The organism is Flavobacterium acetivorans (assembly GCF_020911885.1).
GTDB lineage: Bacteria > Bacteroidota > Bacteroidia > Flavobacteriales > Flavobacteriaceae > Flavobacterium > Flavobacterium acetivorans.
Map to the genome: position 1 here is coordinate 2,855,433 of NZ_CP087132.1, position 21,030 is coordinate 2,876,462.

The following is a 21,030-nucleotide window of genomic DNA, read 5'->3' on the forward strand; positions in this document are numbered from 1 at the left end:
TTTTATTTAATATATAGTTTTAGTTATTTTTCCAAATTAAATCTTAAGGATTCAGTTCTGATGTAAATACGACAACCCCCAGATCTCCCAGCCTTTTTGAATGCGAATGCGCCTTGCTTTTGAATTTGTTCCAATTCTTGTTCTCTAGAGGCGACCATAAAACTTCTGACAAGGCCAGCATGCGCGGCATGGTCATTTGTTGTAGATGAGGCACTGAAGAAATAAATTCGGTCCAAATACAGCCCTGAGATCCCAGTACAAAACGGGACTCGGCAGCTGTTAATTCCTTTGGTATCGGTTCGTAATCGTATACTTTCTGTAGCGTATTAATTGTGAATTTTGCAGCAAGTGGTTGTTGAACAGCCAGGGTATCGGCCTGATATCTATTAAAATAAAGTACCCTAGAGGGTGTCATTATTACATCGTGCTGGAGTTTGGCCGCTTCAATTCCGCCTTTCTCCCCACGCCAGCTCATTACTGTAGCATTAGGTGCTAATCCTCCTTCGAGTATTTCATCCCATCCAATCATTTTTCTGCCTTTGGCTGTTATGAACTTGCCTATTCTTTTTATGAAATAACTTTGCAATTCCTTTACGTTTTGCAGCCCTTCTGTTTTCATCCTTTGTTGGCATAAAGCACAGTTCTCCCAACATTTTTTATCTACTTCGTCGCCCCCGATATGAATATAAGTGGATGGGAAAAGTTGCATTACTTCTTGCAATACGTCCTGCAGGAAGGTAAAGCTTTGTTCCTTTCCGGCACAAAAATTAGCTTCGGCGCCCGGAAGGGGGCCTTGGGATCTTCTCACCTCTTGCGGATTTCCTGTACAGCCCAATTCCGGATAGGCAGCCAGGGCTGCATCTGAATGTCCTGGCATCTCAATTTCCGGCACTACCGTCACATTTCTTGCCGCGGCATAGGCCACAATTTCCTTCACTTGCTCTTGGGTATAATAGCCCCCATAAGAAAAGGGTTCTCCTGTTAAGCTCTGATCGACTTTATAGAAAATACTTCCCGGAATCTCTTTCCTCCAAGCCCCTACCGAAGTCAGTTTAGGGTATTTTTTTATTTCCAATCTCCAACCCTCGGCATCTGCCAAATGCCAGTGAAAAACATTCATTTTATAAGCGGCTAATAAATCAATATAATTCTTTACTGCCTCTGCCGAGAAAAAATGACGGCTTACATCCAGCATCATCCCGCGCCATTGAAAGCGAGGATAATCGGTAATTTTAAGACAAGAAACTTTTAAAGCTTCATTGGTTCGAATTGCCGGCAAGGTCTGCAACAAAGTCTGAATCCCATAAAAAATTCCCTTTTCGGTATTGGCCGAAATCACAATTCCCTTTTCGGTAACCGTTAGATTATAGCCTTCTTTTCCGATTCCTTCCGACTTTGAAATCATTAGTTTGATTGAAGTCTTTGCTGCTTTATTGCTTATTTTTAATTTGGCTCCCGATAAAGATTCGATCGCACTAGACAGAAATTTTGCTTGTTTGGAGAGTTCCGGCTGCTTTGAACTGAAATAGATCTGAACCGAAGGAGCTATCGAAAAACTTCCTTCAAAAAGCTGCATCTGCACCGGTTCCGGAATAATCTTTAGCTTCCCGCTTGGATCCTTGGGATTAAAACTATTTTCTTTCTCTCCAAAAGGGAGTTCTTTAGAATAAGCATTGACAGTGATCGCCAAAATAAAGCACAAGAGCACTCTTTTTACATTAATTTTCATCTTTATTGTTCTAGTATTAATAGTTCCTTAGTCCAGAGCATTCACTTGGCTTCCATTGTGAAATTTCCTCATTGCTTTTTAAGATAAAGCAAAGCTTCTCCTATTTCAAAGTTAAACATTCGAACTGGCGAAAAAGGCATTCTAATGGTTACAACTATGTTACATTGACCCTACATTTAAGTTACATTAACTTACAAAAAACAATAAAAAACACTGATAACTAAACCATTAAGGTGTAAAAAAGGGGTACAACAGCACTCTTAGCAGGCCAAAGCATCAACAATAATTTTGCATTAGCATCGTATAAAACATAGCCCATTTAGAAGATCACTATTGAGTAATCTCAGGTTCCCCAGCTATTTTAATTCATCGGCAGCCAGGTCTAGCATAAAGTTTTTTACCGATTCACCAGTTGGTATATTCAATTTTTTACGCAATCGATGTCTCGCCACTTTTATGGAGGTTAGCGAAATTCCAAAAAGCGTTGCCATATGCTGGGAAGAAAAATCAATCAAAATTAAAGTACACAATCTTATTTCGCGTTCGCTTAAAGCAGGATATTGTCGTTTTAATTCCTTAATAAAGGTAGGATGTACTTGATTAAAAAGCGTATAAAAGCTTTCCCAGTCAGCATCAAGAATAAAACTGTCATTTATATGATCCACTATAGCCTCCAAATTGTTTCTGTCTATTGTTTTACTCTTCAATTCGGTTTTGAGTTTGTCTTTGATATCATTGAGCAAATTGTTTTTGTGCATGCTTCGCAATGAATTGTTAGTAAGTTCGTTTATTTTGAAGTTTAACTCATCTTGCAATTTTTTCTGTCTTAAGCCTTGATTTTGTTTTTCAATTTCTAACATTGAAATCTTGCCCTGCGATATTCTCTGCTCCTGCTCTTTGACCTCAATGGTCTTCAAGTCGAGAAGTTTCTGAAGCTTTATCTTTTGTTTTTCGATTACAGAAGTCCTTAGGCGGTAGACTACTACAAACATTGAAATAACAACAAGCAGCAGCAGGCCCCTTACTAAAGGTCTTTGCCAAAAGGAAGGTTTGACAATGATATACAAAGTCGTGTATTTACTATCCCATAATTTGGAATTATTAGTTGCTCTCACCCTTAATTGGTATTTTCCCGGATCTAAATTAGAGAAGGATATTTTGTTTTGACCTCCCAGGTTTTGCCAGTTGTCATCCAGTCCAACCATCAGAAACTGATACTCAATACTACTCTTTGAATACAATTCAGAGGAAGCAAAGTTAATATTCAATAGTTTGGTGTCCGGTTTGACCACCACTGTATCGTTTGCAAATTCAGAGAACGAATAAATCGATTCCTTTTCCCCGTTGACTGCTTTAATTGAAGTAAAATAAACTGGGGGGCAATAGTTTTTGAACTGTAATTTATCCGGTTTAAAATAGGATAAGCCAAATACTCCCGCCATTATTATTTTACCGCTCGAATCTAAACTCGCGGCACCACCATTAAACGGAAATATGCCCTCAGAGATCCCATAATTAGTGATCTCCCCTTTCGAATCCATTTTTGTTAATCCCGCATTTGTGCTGAGCCAAATATTCTTTTGATGGTCTTTTAAAATCCCGCGTATTATTCCTCCTTTGATTTTATTTCCACTGGCCAGCCTTTCAAATTTTCCCGTTTCCTTCACATATTTATTCAAACCATGGCCGTAGGTACCTACTAAAATTGATGAATCCTGGCTTTCTCCTATTGACAATATACTGCTACTGCTCAAAGAGTGAACCTCCTTATCCTTGTGTTTGTAGGTTCTCATCACAAAACCCTTGTCTTTTTTTTCATATTTAAAAAGACCATCAGTAGTTCCGACCCACATATTGCCTTTGGTATCTTTGTACAAACAAATTATCTGATTGGAATTGGAAGATTGCTTGGTTAATAGCTGTATTAATTTCAAATCTTTGTTAAAAATACTGATTCCTTTTCTGTGGCCTACCCATATATTCCCCTGATCATCATGGGTTATTGAAAAAACCCCTTTAAAGTCTTTGCCTTGCTTGAAGTCTATAAATCTATCCTGTTTTAAATCATATATATTAACTCCTTCTCTCAGGGTTCCCACCCATATTCTTTTATTATTATCTTCAAATAGGGAAAGCACTATATTTCCTCTAAATCCCGAATCGGATCCCTTAGCTGAAAATATCGTTAATGACTTCGTTTTTGGGTTGTATCTTCGAAGTCCCGTTCTTCCTGCCGATAACCAGATGTTCTTATAACTGTCCTCCATTACTCTGGATCCTTGGGGATCTTGCGTTAAAAATTTCAAATTTTTGGCGGGCACATTTTGTATTTTATAATTATTTCGAAACATGGATATTCCACCATGTACCGTCCCTAATAGGATGACATTATTTAGTCCCGGTTGTATGTCGATTATTGAATTATCCGATATTGAAAACTCATTACCAAAGTCGTAGGTATAATAATTAAAAACTTCTTTGTCTTGAGCGTATAAATTAAGACCGCCACCATCTGTTCCAATCCACAGATTCTTTCCTTCGGCATAGAGCTTCGTCACTATATTATTATTGATGGATTGTTGCGGAGCATTATCCTCTTTATAAAAATGTTTCGTTGTTTTATTATCAATGTTATAGCGAAAGAGTCCGTTGCCATTGGTAGCTACCCATAAATTACCAAAATTATCCATAGCCAAATCATTTATTAAGAGTCCATTTCCTGATTTTACAAAAGCGGATTCACTAATCACATCATTTTTCATGATTAATACTTCTCCTCTATCAGTAGCCAGCCAAAATGTAGCATCCGGTCCTTTTACTATTTTAGTAAGGTTCCCATATTTTTTAGGTTTGTTTAAAAATTGAATTGAACTGTCAATGACTCTGGCTTTGCGGTCTATTTTCAGCTTCACCAAAAAATCATTTGCTCCGCTTATTAAAAGTTCATTTTGCTTGGTGCTAACTATACAAAAGACATTAGAAGCGAACAATTTGTTCCGTTTTTTGTGATTGGATTTTAATTTCACAAAGCTGTCCTTGTTCTTATCAAAGACATAAATTCCGTGCTGGGTGGCTGCCCAAATATTTCTATTTTTGTCTTCAAAAAACTGATTTATATTATTGTTTTGACCTACATGATATACTTTAGCTGTTTCCCCATCAAAGCTGTTAATTGCAATTTTGTTTGCTACCCAAAGTCTTCCATTGTCATCTTGCATGACAGCTGTAACCCCATTTTCTGATAATCCTTGTTGGGAAGTAACGCGCTTAAACCTTAAAATATTGGTTTGTGCGTGCAGCGGTGCTTGCTGTAATAGAAAGATACAAAACAGCAAACCTATTAATCTTAATCGTATTATCATAACTTATGCTTTTAGCCTTTTTTTTAATTAACAGCTGTAAATTTAAACATGTAACCCCAAAGTTTCATTGATGTAACCTTTTTGTATCCCCACAATATTAATACTAATTTAACATCTCTTTTAAATTTGTAATAATAATTTCTAAAGTAAAAAACTTATGTGCTAAAAATTAGTGGAAATAAATTTTAGTCCTTATCAGATGCCTAGAAATTGTATAACAGAAAAAACATAGTACACAGGAAGTTAGATCAAGTATAAATCTTTTCGATTGCTTCTTGCGATTTTAACCATTTTTAATAACCAATTACAATTATTTTTTTAACTAACTTAATCACAATTTTATGAGCAAAAGAAGTTTGATACTATCATTTCTTTTTATTATCATGGCTAGCAGTACTTTGTTGGCACAAATAAAAGTGGTAACCGGGAAGGTTACGGATGAGAAGGGATCGCCTATACCCGGCGTAAATGTTCAGATTAAAAATACCTCTAAAGGGACGTCAACTGATTTTGACGGGAAATACAAATTAGAAGCCAAAAAAGGTGATGTATTGGTTTTTGCTTATTTAGGCTTTAGCAATCAACAAAAGACATTGGGTACAGATCAGGTGATCAACGTATCCCTTATAGAAGATGCCCAACAATTAGATGATGTTGTTGTGGTGGGCTATGGTTCTATGCGTAAAAAAGACCTGACTGGGGCTATTGTTTCGTTAAAGCCAAACCGAGATGAAGCTGCAATTGCCACGTCTATTGATGATTTACTGCAAGGAAAAGTGGCTGGTGTCAGTATATCGACAGGAGGTTCTACTCCCGGATCGGCTGGTTCAATCACTATTCGTGGCGCTAATTCCTTGCAAGGAGACAGTCAGCCTCTATATGTAATTGATAATGTTCCGCAATCCTCAACTTCACAAGGTATGCGCAATTCCAGTGGCGATTATCAGCCTTCTCTGGATCCGTTGGCCGGTATCAATCCGAATGACATTGAAGACATTCAAATTCTAAAAGATGCTTCTGCAACGGCTATTTATGGTTCCCGTGGTGCCAATGGTGTTATTTTAATTACTACTAAAAGAGGTAAAGCCGGTAAGGCCACGATTCGTGTTAGTGCAAATTTTTCTATGGCTGAAGCCGCAAAATTTATCGATCTCATGAATCTTAGAGAATATGGAACTTACTGGAATACTAAATTTCCAACTGATCAAAGATTTCTGATTGGTGAGGACATCAAATACGTCTATACGGGTGTAGATGAAAATGGTGTAAATGTTAGCAAAGAATCCGCCATTAGCAATAGAGACTGGCAAAAAGAGGTAACAAGGGCGGCCTTATCTCAAGATTATAATTTAAATATCAATGGAGGATCTGAAAAAGTAAAATACAGCTTTTCTTCTTCATTTAAAAATGTGGAAGGTATTGTTAAAAATACCGGTTTGAAACATGGAGATTTTCGCCTTAACTTAAATACAGATCTTACCGACAAACTTTCAGTAGGTTTCCAGCTTAGCGGATTCCTGAGAAAAAACAATATGATGTCTGGCGGTAATACTACCGGTAGAGTTTCGGGAGCTATTATTCCTACAGCGATCAATACTGCTCCCTATTTTAGACCTACAGATGATGTTACTTTTGCAAACGATGTAGACAGTAGAGGTACCGTATTAAGTTGGCTTACCGACTATGACGACATTAACAATGAACAGCGTTTTACTGGCTCTTTCAATGCTGATTACAAAATTAGCAAAAACCTAAAATATACTTTTAGAACTGGAGGAAACTTAAACAATGTGGAAAAAACAAACTGGTATGATTTGGGATTGTACAATGGTTTTCTTTACAATGGTCAATTGACCCAAGACAAATTAAAACGCAACAACTACAATGTTGAAAATCTTTTGTTCTATAATCAATCCTTTGGAGCAGCACGTATAGATGCTACTGCAGGAGCAACCTATGATGTTTACAGCTTGTCCAGTACGGCTGCACTGGGAAGAAATTTTCCTTATAAAAATTTACGTACCAATGGATTGCATACGGCTACGACGCAACAAATTTTAAGCCCAGGCCAAAGTGATTACCAATTATTATCCTATTTGGCGCGATTGAATGCTTCATTTTATAATGGGAAATATGTGGTTACTGCTACTATGCGTGCAGACGGAACCAGCAAATTCAGTCCTGAAAATAAATGGGGTTATTTTCCGTCATTTGCTTTAGCATGGAATGTGGCTCAAGAAAACTTTGTATCGAACCACGCCAGTTGGTTGTCTCAATTTAAGCTACGTACGGGATATGGAGAAACAGGAAGTCAAAATATCAGTCCCTACTCCACTGTGTTTGGCTATGGCGCTATAGGTGCAGGATATGCAACAACTACAGGAGCGATCATCCAAGGTTTAGGGGTGAGTGGTATCAGTAATCCTGATTTGAAATGGGAAAGTACGGCATCTATTAATGGAGGGCTTGACTTTGGATTATTTCAGGATCGAATTTCAGGATCGGTAGATGTTTATAACAAAACAACTAAAGACTTATTAGTCAACATTTCTTTACCTGGTTCTACTGCTTTCAGTTCGATAACGGTTAACAGAGGTGAAGTTCAAAACAAGGGGGTTGAACTTTTATTAAATGTTGATCTTATTCGTAAAAAAGATTTTAAATGGACTCTTGGCGGTAATATTGCCTTCAACCAATCTACGATTAATAAAATAGGAAATACTCCGGGTGTATATGGTTCTTTAGGAACCGTAACCGCCTTTTTGGGGAACACCGCAGGAGACCACTTTGGTCAGGCCAATATCTTTATGGAAGGCGAAGCGCCGGGTCTTTTTTACGGCTTTAAAACGGATGGTATCGTACAACAGAATGACACTTATGTAGTAGGTGCTCCTTTTGGAATTTCATCTGCTCCAGGAAATCTTAAAGTAGTCGATGTCAATGGTGACGGTGTGGTAAACTTATCTGACAAAACCATTATTGGTGATCCCAATCCAGACTATACATATGGCTTTCAATCCAGTCTCAATTACAAGCAATTGCGCTTTTCGACTTCATTTTCAGGAGTACAGGGAGGTGATATCTTTAATGCCAACAACCGCTATACTAACTTAGCGAATATTCAAAGTGGGGACAGAAACAGGAAACCAGAAGCTGTTGCCAATGCTTGGACCCCTAGCAACCCATCTAATGTGTATCCTTCTCTTGACAGTAATATTGCTAATGGACATATTTATGACCGCTATCTTGAAGACGGCAGTTACTTAAGATGTACCGATATCACTCTGGGGTATACATTCCAGTCTGCTATTGCCAGACAGCTAGGCTTGAGTGGTTTAGACCTTTTTGCCTCTGCAAAAAATGTTTTCACAATAAGCAACTACAGTGGTTATGACCCTACTAGCAGATCTTTCAACTTTGATCCGTTACGAAGAGGATTTGATCTGTATTCATTCCCCGCACAAAGACAAATTATTCTAGGTGTAAATTTAACTTTTTAATACAATAAGTCATGAAAATGAAATTCAATATAATCGGCTTAATGCTTGTTTTGGTGTCCATTATCAGCACCTCCTGTTCTTTAGAAGAAGATCCAAAATACAGTTTAAATTCGGCCACTGTTTTTAACGATGAAAGCACTGCCGAAGCAGTTATCATGCAAAATTACGGTTGGTTAGCCAGTTCAGCGCTTTACGGTCAGTTTATACATGAAATCACCATAGCCAACGGAATCTATTGGTCGAAAACCGATGGTGATCGTCTTGAAAAATCAATCAAATATGATTATTACCAAGAACATCCCCTCTTGAACTCGATGTGGACCGGCTTTTATAGAGTCATTTCAGAAGGTACCTATTTAGCAAAAGGATTGGAAGCGTCCAGCCTCCCTCCAGCCTATAAAACAAGAGGAATTGCCCATGCTCGATTTTTAAGAGGATTTGCTTACTTTCAATTGGCTAATTTGTTTGGGAAAGCAGCCATAATTACAGAACCGCTATCGTCTACCAACTTACACACGGCCTTAAGCACAAGAGCTCAGGTGTATGATCAGGCATTGAGTGATTTAGTATTTGCAGCAGAAAACCTACCCGCAATTGAAAGCATGAAAGGTTTGGCTACCAAAGATGCTGCCAATGCGTTTATTGCCAAATGTTATTGGATGATGGCCAACCAATCGCAAGCAGAAGGAAAAGACGCCACTGCTTTGTATACTTTGGCAAAAACCTATGGCGATAAGGCCATTGGAAAATTTACATTGGCTCCTAAATTTGCTGATTTATGGGTTAGTCACAGTAATTCTACAGAATCTATATTCCAAATTAATTTTACTGATGCTATCGGTGTCAATCTACGCACTTCGTTTAATTTTGGTCCTACAGCTGGCTCCTTTGGTAGAATTGCAGCCGCTCAGCCTTCTTTTGGAAATATCAAAATAGACAGGGCCTTCTATGATTTGCATCGCGGCACTTACCCTGACGATCCCCGTATGGCCTCTACCTATTTATCGAGATGGGTAAACAATACTTCGGCTGCAACGCAAAATCAAACCTATTTTGCTTATCCTTTGTATAATACCGGCACAGCGACTGCGCCAGTTGTGTATGATATGTATGCTTCGGCGCCTCGTAAATCTGGTGATAGCCCAACTAATCCAGATTACGACTTTGCTACCGGTACTAGCCTGCCTAATGGTCTTAGAGCTCTTTGGAACAACACCTCTGCTGGTGATAGAAATATCAATCCATTGAATCATAAGATGCTCTCCACAGTAATGGCGAATGCCCAGTACGATCCTAAAAACTTAATTATCTTCCGTTATGCTGACTTGCTTTTGTTGATGGCTGATGTTGAAAATGAATTAGGGAATAGCGGCCAGGCACTTAGCTACCTAAACCAAGTTTTAGATCGTGCCCGAAATTCAGTAGCAGGAGCTATTTATCCTCAAGTTCAAACTGCGCTGAGTAAAGATGCGATGCGTGATAAAATCTTTTTTGAACGAATGTTTGAATTGGCCGGAGAGCCTAATTTGTTTGAAGATATCCGTCGCAGAGGAACAGCTTATTTGAAAAAAGTAATGGAAATTCATAACAACAGTAAAAATGTTCAATACAGATACAATCTTGAAACCAGCAATTCCGTTGGAGGGCTATACAGGGATTATATCATCAATAATGGTGTTCTTACTGAAGATTTCTTAAAAAAGAATTTATTGCTTCCAATACCTTTAGATGAGATCAACAATAATGACAAAGTATTTCCGGAAGATCAAAATTTTGGGTATTAATTTGGTATTAAACTTAATAAGTACATTTATTATTTCTATAAAAGAGGCTGTCCGAAAAGGACAGCCTCTTTTGGTTTCAAAACTTTCTCTCCTAGAGTAAGAATCTCGATTTGCAAATAAAAGCTGTAACTTGAGCACTAAAAGCTATTTAAGCTCTTCATTTTCCTCGATGAGTGTCCGCTTAGCGGACTAGTAATTCAGTATTGGCACACAGATGAAACGGATTAGGCGGATTGTCGCTGATTTTTTTTTAGATAGAAATCCGTTTTTATCAGTTTAGATTCGCGTTATTCGTGTTCCGTTTTTCTAGTAATTCAGTATTGGCACACAGATGACACAGATCAGGCGGATTGTCGCTGATTTTTTTAGATAGAAATCCGTTTTTATCAGTTTAGATTCGCGTTATCCGTGTTCCGTTTTTCTAGTAATTCAGTATTGGCACACAGATGACACAGATCAGGCGGATTGTCGCTGATTTTTTTAGATAGAAATCCGTTTTTATCAGTTTAGATTCGCGTTATCCGTGTTCCGTTTTTCTAGTAATACAATATTGTGGGTTATGGGTTATGGGTTGTCAGTTTTCGGTCATCGATAGACGGGCAACGGTTATGGGTTATGAGTTGTGGGTTGTGGGTTGTAAGTTGTCGGTTATGGGTTGTCAGTTTTCGGTCATCGATAGACGGGCAACGGTTATTGGTTGTGAGTTGTGGGTTGTGAGTTGTGAGATGGTTGAGTGCTTTGAAGACTGCGCTCGGGTTGATACAAATTTTCTGAAAAAGCTGTTCGCATTTCCTGAAAATTTACTACCTATGACGTTTTGATACAATAGGGGCTTCGACAGGCTCAGCCTGACAGGATGAATGTCATCTTATATTGCTTTTTTGTAAAAAATTATGCCTCGAACTGACGAAAAATCATCATTAAAAACTAATTACAGCCAAGGCGTTATTTGAATTTATTCTACTCTGTCTCGATACGATTTTCTATCGAAAATCACTACCATTGACGTTTTTTACATTGAAGCCTCTCGACTCCGCTCGAGGTGACACTGAGGATATCATATCAAATTGCTTTTTTTGTAAAAAAATTATGCCTCGAACTGACGAAAAATCATCATTAAAAACTAATTACAGCCAAGGCGTTATTTGAATTTATTCTAGCAGGACTGTTCCATCTTCTTTAAAAGTAACGGTTTTATTCTCTGAACCTTTTTTAAGATCCAGTTCGTATAATTTTCCCTGTTTTGCAGTTTCTTTTTCTTCGGCTTCTTTTAATTTCCATGCCGGAAATTCCAGCCTGATTGCAGCAAGAACGGATTGAGGCAGCGCTCTGGGTTTTATATTTTTTTCCGTTTCTAACCAGGTTCCGTCTTGATTGAATTCTGCTGAAATTTTACTTCCTTTCCACTTAAATTCTGCTTCCCATTCCAGGGGCCCTTCCATATCCCAACTCACTTTTGTGGCATTGGGGAATTTTTTCTCCAATGCATCGGTAACTGTTTTTGGTGGCGCTTGAGCAAATGAACCGCTAGCTATCAGCGTAGCTGCTATCAGTATACTATTCTTTTTCATTTTTCCAGTATTAAAATATAAAGTTAGAAATTATCCGGTTATTTCACTCCTGATTCCTTTTTAAACTGCCAAAAATAAGATCTCCTAAACTAACTTATTTTATTTTTTATTTAAGTGATCGCTTCTTTTCTGATCCCATCTTCCTTATTAGCCATTGACATTAAAAAAAACAGAAATTCCCGTAAAGAAATTATCATTATCTTTAATATGGGAACGAAGTTACAAAATTGTCCCTTTGGTTATTTCAAAAAAACTGGAAACTGTAATGATTTTTGCAGGTTTTATTCTGACAAAAGGCCGAGGTATTTCAGTTGAAAATGCAATCCATTACTGATTGTACTGCTCTATATCCTTACTGCTGCGCTTCAGAAAGTTTGTTTTTTTAAAAAAAAACACGCCCCTGTCCATCGGAAGTAAATGCTTTGAAAAACAGTATCTTAGTACAACGCTACACTTTAGAATTATGAAAATTTCACTCTTTTTTATCCTTCTCTTGACAGTAGCCTCCTGCGCCACAAAAAAGTATATCGATAAGCAAGGACTGGCTAAAGGAATAAAATCTGCAACCGAAGAAACTTATGTCGTAGTCGACGATCAGAAAAGGCTTGTACAAAAAAAGCAAATGATTTTTACCCGAAATGGTCGCATCAAATATTCCAAAACTGTTGATGCTTCAGGCCATCTTGTGCAAGAAACCAAAAAAAAATTATGGTTTGTGGTGGAAATCTATCCCGACAAAGAGGCTTATTATTGCAAAACGCGTTGGAAGCCTAAACAAAGAGAACGTATCAGTTGCTACACTAAGAAACAATATAAACAAAATGAAGCCATTTATCATTATAATACCGATGGAACTATTGCTAAAATAGTTGATCATTTTGCCCCTTTCCACACTAGGTATTTCTATTATACTAACAAAGAGCGCTCTAAAATTGTCATCAGAGACAAAAATGAGGCACTTATTGACGAGGTCCTGCTATACTGTGTGACCAAAGATGAGAAAGGGAATTGTTTAAAAGAAATACGGATTTCGACTAAAACAGATACTAAAGAAGAAACCCTTTTGTATCCTATCTATTAGCAATTTAGAGTCAGGAGCATACTATTATGCGGCTTGTTGCCATTAATGGAATCGCTGTCTCTAAAATTAATTCTTGTACTACCCCTTTTCGCTGTTGCTTTTAATTTTGGTAGCAATAGTTATTTTTAAATTAATCCGTTCATCGAGGCTGTTTTTTTTAATGTTTTAGCTTTTGCCCAGATAGAACGTTTAAAACTGAATTTGCAAGATTAAATTATTTTTTATCCAAACGAATACAGTCTAAAGAATGTACTTTATTGAAAAGACGACGGAATTTGATAAGTGGTTTAAGAAATTGAATGACTTTAGAGCAAAAGCAAAAATTTTGTTTCGACTTCAAAAGTTAGAAAAGGACGAACACTTTGGAGATTGCGAACCTGTTGGAGATGGAATTAGAGAACTAAAAATCAACTACGCAAAAGGTTAGAGAGTTTATTTCAAAGAAATTGACGGGAAAGTTATTATTCTACTTATTGGAGGAGATAAATCTACTCAACAAAAAGACATTGAAAAAGCAAAAGAAATTTGGAAAAAATTAAAAAAATAGAAAATGGAAACGTCAAAATTTGATATTGCAGATTACTTGGACAGCAACGAAATGATTGCTGAATATCTAAATACCGTTTTGGAAGAAGGCAATGATGCTGAAATTGTTACTGCAATTGGACATATTGCAAAAGCAATTGGTATGACCAAAATTGCAGAAGAAACTAGAATGAGCAGACCAAGTTTGTACAAAGCATTGTCGGAAGGATCCAAACCACAATTTTCAACGATAATGAAAGTTTTGAAAGCAATTGGAGGACAAATACATATAAATCCATTAACCTCATAAAAAAAACGAACGCACAACAGCTAAGTTCGTTGCGTGCACAGCACAAACACCCGAGTTCCGATACTTATCGGGACGAAGGGACGAAGTTATGAAATGCGCCCGAGATTTTCAGTCCCGATAGCTATCGGGAGCAACTATTGAGGTTTGATTTTTTTGTTTCTTTTTTTATCAAGAAAAAAAGAAACAATAGTTATCAGTTATTAGTTCTCCGATAGCAATTGGGATGTTTTTTAACCACATAGAAGAATAGTTTTATAGAGACGTTTCACTTAGTTTCAGTAAATCATAGGTTTGTGTGCCGAGTCCCGATACTAATCGGACGAAGTAATGAACCCGCGGTTGAACGGAACTGGAAGTTGTGCAAAGGGGTGCGATTTTCGGTTTACCCCTTCTCTAAAGGGAGCCGAAAATGAGGACGCATGTCTTCTAACACTTGAAAAAACTATCTTATCAAGAGAAATTCCGGTGATGTGTTGTATTCTAAAAATAAGAATAATCTTCTTTTTATATTAGTATTTTGTTATATTTGAGGGTAATGTAATGGAGGTTTTTTTAAGAGGCTGCCGTTATGCCTTATTTTGAAATGAAAGAAACTACAGAAAAATATTCGACAGAAGAAGTTCTTGGAATTTTCAAAGAACAACACAGACTTTGCAGTCCGCTTGACTGCGAAGCAGACTCTTGGGCAGAAATAACAGCCGAAATGACAATCAGAGAATGGAGATGGGCTAGAGACTTATTAGGATGGAAAGAACTAAGTGAATTTCTTAATCAAGAATTCCGAATTAATATACCCGAAAAAGAATGGTTTGACACTTTAGAACCAGCAAAAAACAGAAAACTAATTGATGTTTGTAAACTAATTTCCAATCATGCTTTAAAAGACAGTTACGAACCAAAGAAACTATTTGGACAACCTTGTATTAAAGCAGGTGTATTTTTGACGATAAAAAGAAACTTAAAACAAAAAGGTGTGAATGTTTCAGAACTCAAGCCTTCTTCAAGTTTGACTGAATATATGGATAAATATTTTTCACCTGTTTTGGAAGAAATTACTTTGACAGGCACAAGACCAATAGAAAAAATTGAAACAAAAATAAGAGCCAAAACTAGAACGAAAGGATTTTGGAACTCAATAAACATTTTTAAACCTGAAAGACAAGAATTAGTAATCGGCGAAGTAAAAACTTTCCGAGATTTAGTGGAAAAAATAATTGAGGAGAAAAAGAAAAACAAGGCATAATAGTCAGAGTTTCGTTGGCCATTTGACTTAATTTGAAAATGGTTTTGTACTTGGAAAATTAGTGTTTAACCGAAAAATTATGGCCTACTAAGACCGACTATCGTCTACTGGTAAAAATTAAAATAAATGAAACAGCTACAGAAACTGCTTATTCTATTTACTTTTTTTTCTACAGCTGTTTACGGACAGGGTTCTTTGCTATGGGAATTTTCAACTGCAGCAGGTGTTTATTCATCTCCTGCTGTAGATAATAGTACACTATACATCGGAAGTAACGATTCATGTTTGTATGCTTTAGACAAGAAAAACGGCAGTTTGAAATGGAAGTTTAAAACGAGAGGAGCCATTAAATCTCAACCTTTGTTATATAAAGATTCTGTGATTTTTAATAGTACCGATGGATTAGTATATTCTATTGACAAAAACAATGCAAAAGTGCAATGGACATTTAAAACAAATGGGGAAAAAAGACTTGACATCTGGGACTATTACCTTTCATCTCCAGTTTATTCAGACAATAAGATATTTATTGGAAGTGGTGACGGAAATATATATGCAATTGAACCAAATAGTGGCACGTTAATTTGGAAATTTACAACAGATGGTATTGTTCATGCTACTCCATTAATTCACAATAAGGTAGCGTATGTAGGTAGTTTTGACGGGTTCTTTTATGCAATAAATACTGAAAATGGAGAATTAGTTTGGAAATTTAAAACCGTTGGCGATACTTATTTTCCTAAAGGTGAAATTCAGAGAGCTGCTGCTATTTATAAGAATTCTGTAATTTTTGGCAGTAGAGATTTTAACATTTATGCCTTAGATATTGAAACAGGAAGAGGATTGTGGAATATGAAAGAGAAAGGAGGCTGGGTTATTGCTACACCTCTTATTGTTGATGATGTGGTTTATTTTGGAACCTCAGATTCACACAGATTTTGTGGTTTATCTGCAGAAACCGGTTATGAAAAATGTTCCTACCCTTTAAATATGCGAGTATTTGGGAAAGCTATATATTTTGAAAATAATATTTATTTCGGTTGTTTTAATGGAAAATTGTATATGCTTAATCCGTCTAAAGGAAAATTAGAACAAGTTTTTCAAACTCAGGCTAGCAAGAAAAATTTCCATCTGGTATATAATGAAAATGATGATTTTCGAACCGATTTTGAATTATATGGAAAGGACATGGAAGGTTCTGAGAAAACAATTCTTGAACTAGGAGCACTTCTATCAACCCCTATAATTGATAATGGAATTATTTATTTTGGTGATGCCAATGGACTTATTTATGCATATAAACTTAAATAAATGAACTTTTCCTAAGAAAGTATATACAAAATAGGTGAAATAGAAGAAAACTTAGCGGTTTGAAAAGTTTATAATTCGAAATCACCTATTTAGTACATAATAAACACTTTGCGTTATTATTAACTAAGAATTATGAAGAACTCTAGCAAACAAATTATCAAACAGACTTATAACTATGCTGAAAATTAGATTCATAATTGTACTTGTTTTTATTTCAAACGGGCTATGGGCTCAGAGTACCAATGAGGTCGTACAATTTAGTACTGCCTTAAACCAATATGTAAGTGTACGCGATTTTACTATGTCGGCAGACGGCAATGAAGTTTTTTTTACAATCCAAAGTCCTTTTCAGGAAATTTCTCAAATTGCCTGTATCAAAAAAGAAAAAAAAGGATGGACAAAACCGGAATTGATGCCGTTTTCTGATTCATATATGTATTTAGAACCTTTTTTATCAGCGGATGGTCAACGGCTGTTTTTTGTTTCTGACAGACCTTTACATGATACTGATACCGTAAAAAAAGATTTTGACATTTGGTATGTTCAACGAAATAAGTCAGGCGAAAAATGGTCACAACCCATCAATATAGGAAAACCAATTAATTCTGATTTGGATGAATTTTATCCCTCCCTTAGTGGCAATAACGACCTCTATTTCACAATGGAATCCCCTAAGGGATTAGGAAAAGATGATATTTATTTTAGTCGTTGGGACAACGGCAAATACACTGAGCCTATACTTCTGGACGAAAACATCAATAGTAGCGGCTACGAATTTAATGCTTTTATTTCTAAGAAAGAAGATTTGCTACTATTTACAAAGTACAACGAAAAAGACGGTTACGGTAGTGGCGATCTATATGTTTCAAAAAAAGATGCCAACGGAATATGGGGAAAAGCTAAAAACATAGGAGAACCCATTAATTCAAAATATATGGATTATTGCCCTTTTTATGACGAGCAAAACCAAATGTTATATTTCACAAGTAAAAGAAATGAAATTAGGCCCAGAGAATTTAAAACTGTTTCCGATTTGCAGCTATACCTATCTGCAAGCAATAATGGCTTAAGTAAAATTTATAAAACTAAATTAGAACTGGAATAATAAACAGTAAGCTCTCGGTTAGACGGCTCTGCCAATAGCGGACAGAGTCCTTCTAAAAATAAGAATAATCTTCTTTTTATATTAGTATTTTGTTATATTTGGCTTTAGTTTAAAGTTCTCTTTTTTTTAAGAAACAAGCTTTATATAAGACATTTTAAAAGCTAAGGAGTATTAGAAATTTAAAAAAATTAAAAGCAAAAAAATGAAGAATCCTATCTGTGTATTTATTAGCTTTATTATTATTATTTACTTTTCAACCATAAGCTGCGAGAAAGAAGATCATTCTGACCGAACAGTAGTAGTAACGGCAACCGTATATCACAAATATATTGATTACACTATTTTCCCTGGCACTACAACAATAAAAGGAATTAAAATTAAAGAAACTAATTCGACTGAATGGATCAGTTTACCTGAAATTGAAAAATTTGATTACGTTGAAAATCATGAATATCAAGTAAGACTTCAAAAAACATATTTAGTAAATCCTCCACAAGACGGAAGCAATATTGTTTATAAATTAGACGAAATACTATCTAAAACTCCAAAACCTTAAATAATAACTCCATTTATTTACAAGGGAAGTAGGAATCGCCGAGCGACTCACTTTCTAATTAGTTTAAAATTTAGTCTAGCGGTTTTAATGCTGGAGGGTTCGGTGCTTACTCTAAAAACACTGACCAAACGAAATAGAAACAAAAAAATATTCTTAACTATTAAATATTTAAAAAATGGCAAAACAAATTTTTATCAATTTAGCAGTAAAAGATCTACAAAAATCTATGGCCTTTTATACTGCATTAGGGTTTGCAAACAATCCTCAATTTTCAGACGAGACCGCAAAGTGTATGGTTTGGAGCGAAACTATTTTTGTAATGCTTCTGACGCACGAAAAATTTGCGAGTTTTGCTAGCAAACCCATTGCTGACACTAAATCCAAATTGGCAGGGCTTTTTTCACTATCGACCAACAGCATTGACGAATTAAATCATATCATGACCAATGGATTGAAAGCCGGTGGAATAGAACCTAACGAAATGCGGGATCATGGCTTTATGCAGGAGCGAACTATTGAAGATTTTGATGGGCACACCTGGGAAATTTTTTATATGGATATGACTCAGTTTCCAATAGAACAAAAGGCAGAATAACAACAAGAGAGCGGCTAGCGCTAATCTTGATATCTAAATTGAATAACTTTTTTTAAAATTTAAATTATGATGAAATTTTGGTTAATTGCAATTTTGATCTTTATTATTTCAACATATATACTGTCGAAATTTACTTTAGAATCAAACAGGAAAGAAACTGGTGAAAGAATTTGGAGATTTGGAAATGGGCGGTCTACTTATTGGCGTATTCTTACTTTGTGCAGTTTTGGAATAACTGTTGTAATAATGCTTATTATGCATTGGATAGGAATTCCTATTCTGTAAAAAAACAAAAATATTTTAAATTAGCAGTTTAAGCCCAAAGCCGCTTTAGTAGGGTTATCAGTTGTGGGTTGTGGGTTGTGGGTTTTGGGTTGTGGGTTGTGGGTTGTGGGTTGTGAGTTGTGGGTTGTGAGTCCCAATAGTTATCTGGATGAGTCATGAGTGGTCAGTTCCGAGAGTTATGTTTTTTGGGGCATTTAGGCATCCGGAATTTGTGGTTCCACTAATTTTGCCAATTTCTCTAATGATTCCTGCCAACCTAAATAACACATTTCTGTTGGTATAACCGAAGGGATTCCTTCTTGGATAATTTTAAGTTCTGTACCGCAAGACAGCTTTTTGAGCCAAACTGAAGTGAGCATTTCACCAGGCAAATTCGGGTCATCAAATTTGTCTGTATATTTAATAAACTCATTTGGCTTCAATTCCCTATATGTTCCGCCAAAGGAGTGTCCCTTTCCTGTAGAAAAATTAATAAAAGACATGCTGTAGTTCCCTCCTATTTTTACATCCATACTATGAACAACACATAAAAAACCGTATGGGGGAATCCATGATGCCATCGCATTTGCATCAGTAAACGCACGATAAATTTTCTCGGGAGCGGCTTTAAGTACTCGGTGTAATGAAACGCTATTATTTTCCATATTATTGATTTTGGATTAGTGATTATTCATGAAGGGGCTTACTTGAAAGATTAAAGATAAAAAATAATATTGAATGTTTTGTCGGTTGTCGGTTGTCGGTTGTGAGTTGTGAGTTGTGAGTTGTGGGTTATCAGTTATGGGTTTTGGGTTTTGGGTTTTGGGTTTTGGGTTTTGGGTTTTGGGTTGTGAGATGTGAGTTGTCGGTTGTGAGTTGTGGGTTGTGGGTTTTGGGCCCCGATAGATTCTGTGTTGATTTCCTAATAAATCTAAATTTTATTTTTATCGGGATAGGGATCGGTGGACGGTGGACTGACAACGATTTTAGGTCAATGGACTATACTGTATTGCTATGGAATAATGAATTTCTCAGTTTATATCAAATGGAAAGTCAACAAACACAAGGGCGGATAAGGGCTATTTACCAGATGCTTTTTCAAATGGCATCCGGTAATTTTTCTTTTTTGAAAGTCCTAAATACCACTTCACTTTTTAAGGATCAACGAAAAGCTATCTTTCATATCCTTTACCAAAACGATAATTAAGTATAATACCATGAGTATTGATATTATTATATTCTTTTAGGGCATAACTGTAATTATATAATAGCTTAAAATTAGTACCTAAATGAAATCCTGCCAATAAATTAACCGTTTCACTAGTACGATATCCTGCTCCAAATTCTACCATATTTAAATAATTGACCATCAAATTAAGATCAACCTGAAGTGGCGCCCCAGAAACATATTTAACTAACATACTTGGATTAATCAACACTTCTTCAAATTGATTCGTAAAAAAACGATAGCCGAAATAACTATAAATAGGATTTTTAAAATTAATATTTGTTTCTGATGATAATGAATTTCCTAATATGTTTGGAGCAGAAATACCGGCATAAATACGATCTTTATTATACAAAAGTCCAACTCCAATAGTAGGAACAAAAGCATTAATATTGCGTTGAAATTCAGGATCATTTTCGATACCCAAACTCAATAGATCTTCATTATAAAATGTTCCTCCAGCACTTATACCAAAGGATATGATATTAGGATCATAAGCCCACCAGCGTCCTTGGCCGTACTCTGAATCAAAAAAAATCTTATAAGAGTAAGCGGCAAAAAAACTAGTAGCAGTTGTAACTCCTATTTCATCGGATGAAACTCCAGCCGCTAATCCCAAATGCTTGGAGCGCAGTGGCGCATTAACCGTTAACCCAATGTTTTTGGGACTTCCTTCAACAGCATTAAAAAAACCAGAATTTATAAAAGTAAGATCAGCATCTTGATAATAACCCGCATGTGCTGGATTAATAACCACAGTATTATAACTATAATTAGCAAATACTGGTGTTTGTTGTGCAAAAATTAAACTGAGTTGCATTGTAAACAAAACTACAATAGTAGGTGTGAAATATTTATGAATCATT

The 21,030-nt window shown here is 36.1% G+C and carries 15 protein-coding genes; 10 read left to right on the forward strand and 5 right to left on the reverse strand.

The features are described 5' to 3' along the window. Window positions 1-43: 43 nt before the first annotated feature. Both LNP19_RS12430 and LNP19_RS12435 read right to left on the reverse strand, forming a co-directional pair. The gene (locus LNP19_RS12430) at window positions 44-1,729 is read right to left on the reverse strand and encodes a beta-N-acetylhexosaminidase (protein WP_230062233.1); all 1,686 of its coding nucleotides are present in this window, start codon (window positions 1,727-1,729) and stop codon (window positions 44-46) included. Between the two features lie 356 nt (window positions 1,730-2,085). Continuing rightward, a complete protein-coding gene (locus LNP19_RS12435) occupies window positions 2,086-5,091 on the reverse strand; it encodes a ligand-binding sensor domain-containing protein (protein WP_230062234.1) in 3,006 nt (1,001 codons plus the stop codon). 341 nt (window positions 5,092-5,432) lie between these two features. Here LNP19_RS12435 and LNP19_RS12440 point away from each other — a divergent pair, with 341 nt between their 5' ends. Then, the gene (locus LNP19_RS12440) at window positions 5,433-8,591 is read left to right on the forward strand and encodes a SusC/RagA family TonB-linked outer membrane protein (protein ID WP_230062235.1); all 3,159 of its coding nucleotides are present in this window, start codon (window positions 5,433-5,435) and stop codon (window positions 8,589-8,591) included. Window positions 8,592-8,608: 17 nt separating this feature from the next. Beyond that, the gene (locus LNP19_RS12445) at window positions 8,609-10,375 is read left to right on the forward strand and encodes a RagB/SusD family nutrient uptake outer membrane protein (RefSeq protein ID WP_230062236.1); all 1,767 of its coding nucleotides are present in this window, start codon (window positions 8,609-8,611) and stop codon (window positions 10,373-10,375) included. A 1,151-nt stretch (window positions 10,376-11,526) separates the two neighbouring features. Here the strand turns inward: LNP19_RS12445 and LNP19_RS12450 are convergent. Beyond that, on the reverse strand, window positions 11,527-11,946 hold the full coding sequence (locus tag LNP19_RS12450; protein ID WP_230062237.1) for a PepSY-like domain-containing protein: 420 nt from the start codon (window positions 11,944-11,946) through the stop codon (window positions 11,527-11,529). A 463-nt stretch (window positions 11,947-12,409) separates the two neighbouring features. On the opposite strand from LNP19_RS12450, the gene LNP19_RS12455 reads away from it, so the two are divergent. The 8 genes from LNP19_RS12455 (at window position 12,410) to LNP19_RS12490 (ending at window position 18,672) form a co-directional block, all read left to right on the forward strand. Next, window positions 12,410-13,027 carry a hypothetical protein gene (locus tag LNP19_RS12455; RefSeq protein WP_230062238.1) on the forward strand — a complete coding sequence of 206 codons (618 nt, stop codon included), beginning with the start codon at window positions 12,410-12,412 and terminating at the stop codon, window positions 13,025-13,027. A 247-nt stretch (window positions 13,028-13,274) separates the two neighbouring features. Further along, on the forward strand, window positions 13,275-13,454 hold the full coding sequence (locus tag LNP19_RS12460; RefSeq protein ID WP_230062239.1) for a type II toxin-antitoxin system RelE/ParE family toxin: 180 nt from the start codon (window positions 13,275-13,277) through the stop codon (window positions 13,452-13,454). 123 nt (window positions 13,455-13,577) lie between these two features. Beyond that, complete coding sequence (locus LNP19_RS12465; RefSeq protein ID WP_230062240.1) at window positions 13,578-13,862, forward strand: addiction module antidote protein; 285 nt, start codon at window positions 13,578-13,580, stop codon at window positions 13,860-13,862. A gap of 568 nt (window positions 13,863-14,430) precedes the next feature. After that, window positions 14,431-15,105, forward strand: coding sequence for a hypothetical protein (locus tag LNP19_RS12470; RefSeq protein WP_230062241.1), 675 nt, complete (start codon window positions 14,431-14,433; stop codon window positions 15,103-15,105). A 126-nt stretch (window positions 15,106-15,231) separates the two neighbouring features. After that, window positions 15,232-16,416, forward strand: a complete 1,185-nt coding sequence (locus LNP19_RS12475; RefSeq protein WP_230062242.1) for an outer membrane protein assembly factor BamB family protein — start codon at window positions 15,232-15,234, stop codon at window positions 16,414-16,416. A 175-nt stretch (window positions 16,417-16,591) separates the two neighbouring features. After that, on the forward strand, window positions 16,592-17,521 hold the full coding sequence (locus LNP19_RS12480; RefSeq protein ID WP_230062243.1) for a TolB-like translocation protein: 930 nt from the start codon (window positions 16,592-16,594) through the stop codon (window positions 17,519-17,521). 202 nt (window positions 17,522-17,723) lie between these two features. Next, window positions 17,724-18,077 carry a DUF4377 domain-containing protein gene (locus tag LNP19_RS12485; RefSeq protein WP_230062244.1) on the forward strand — a complete coding sequence of 118 codons (354 nt, stop codon included), beginning with the start codon at window positions 17,724-17,726 and terminating at the stop codon, window positions 18,075-18,077. A gap of 175 nt (window positions 18,078-18,252) precedes the next feature. Continuing rightward, window positions 18,253-18,672, forward strand: a complete 420-nt coding sequence (locus tag LNP19_RS12490; protein ID WP_230062245.1) for a VOC family protein — start codon at window positions 18,253-18,255, stop codon at window positions 18,670-18,672. 479 nt (window positions 18,673-19,151) lie between these two features. Here the strand turns inward: LNP19_RS12490 and LNP19_RS12495 are convergent, their stop codons facing one another. Next, a complete protein-coding gene (locus LNP19_RS12495) occupies window positions 19,152-19,601 on the reverse strand; it encodes an SRPBCC family protein (protein ID WP_230062246.1) in 450 nt (149 codons plus the stop codon). A gap of 507 nt (window positions 19,602-20,108) precedes the next feature. Then, window positions 20,109-21,029: a PorP/SprF family type IX secretion system membrane protein gene (locus tag LNP19_RS12500; RefSeq protein WP_230062247.1), complete on the reverse strand. Its 921-nt coding sequence runs from the start codon at window positions 21,027-21,029 to the stop codon at window positions 20,109-20,111. Between the last annotated feature and the right edge of the window lies 1 nt (window position 21,030).

Excerpts from the sequence above, each read along its gene's own strand:
- LNP19_RS12470 (WP_230062241.1), top strand. The coding sequence starts at position 14,431 with ATGCCTTATTTTGAAATGAAAGAAACTACAGAAAAATATTCGACAGAA.
- LNP19_RS12465 (WP_230062240.1), top strand. The coding sequence starts at position 13,578 with ATGGAAACGTCAAAATTTGATATTGCAGATTACTTGGACAGCAACGAA.
- LNP19_RS12440 (WP_230062235.1), top strand. The coding sequence starts at position 5,433 with ATGAGCAAAAGAAGTTTGATACTATCATTTCTTTTTATTATCATGGCT.
- LNP19_RS12430 (WP_230062233.1), bottom strand. The coding sequence starts at position 1,729 with ATGAAAATTAATGTAAAAAGAGTGCTCTTGTGCTTTATTTTGGCGATC.
- LNP19_RS12485 (WP_230062244.1), top strand. The coding sequence starts at position 17,724 with ATGAAGAATCCTATCTGTGTATTTATTAGCTTTATTATTATTATTTAC.
- LNP19_RS12450 (WP_230062237.1), bottom strand. The coding sequence starts at position 11,946 with ATGAAAAAGAATAGTATACTGATAGCAGCTACGCTGATAGCTAGCGGT.
- LNP19_RS12480 (WP_230062243.1), top strand. The coding sequence starts at position 16,592 with ATGCTGAAAATTAGATTCATAATTGTACTTGTTTTTATTTCAAACGGG.
- LNP19_RS12455 (WP_230062238.1), top strand. The coding sequence starts at position 12,410 with ATGAAAATTTCACTCTTTTTTATCCTTCTCTTGACAGTAGCCTCCTGC.
- LNP19_RS12435 (WP_230062234.1), bottom strand. The coding sequence starts at position 5,091 with ATGATAATACGATTAAGATTAATAGGTTTGCTGTTTTGTATCTTTCTA.
- LNP19_RS12490 (WP_230062245.1), top strand. The coding sequence starts at position 18,253 with ATGGCAAAACAAATTTTTATCAATTTAGCAGTAAAAGATCTACAAAAA.
- LNP19_RS12445 (WP_230062236.1), top strand. The coding sequence starts at position 8,609 with ATGAAATTCAATATAATCGGCTTAATGCTTGTTTTGGTGTCCATTATC.
- LNP19_RS12495 (WP_230062246.1), bottom strand. The coding sequence starts at position 19,601 with ATGGAAAATAATAGCGTTTCATTACACCGAGTACTTAAAGCCGCTCCC.
- LNP19_RS12460 (WP_230062239.1), top strand. The coding sequence starts at position 13,275 with ATGTACTTTATTGAAAAGACGACGGAATTTGATAAGTGGTTTAAGAAA.
- LNP19_RS12475 (WP_230062242.1), top strand. The coding sequence starts at position 15,232 with ATGAAACAGCTACAGAAACTGCTTATTCTATTTACTTTTTTTTCTACA.
- LNP19_RS12500 (WP_230062247.1), bottom strand. The coding sequence starts at position 21,029 with ATGATTCATAAATATTTCACACCTACTATTGTAGTTTTGTTTACAATG.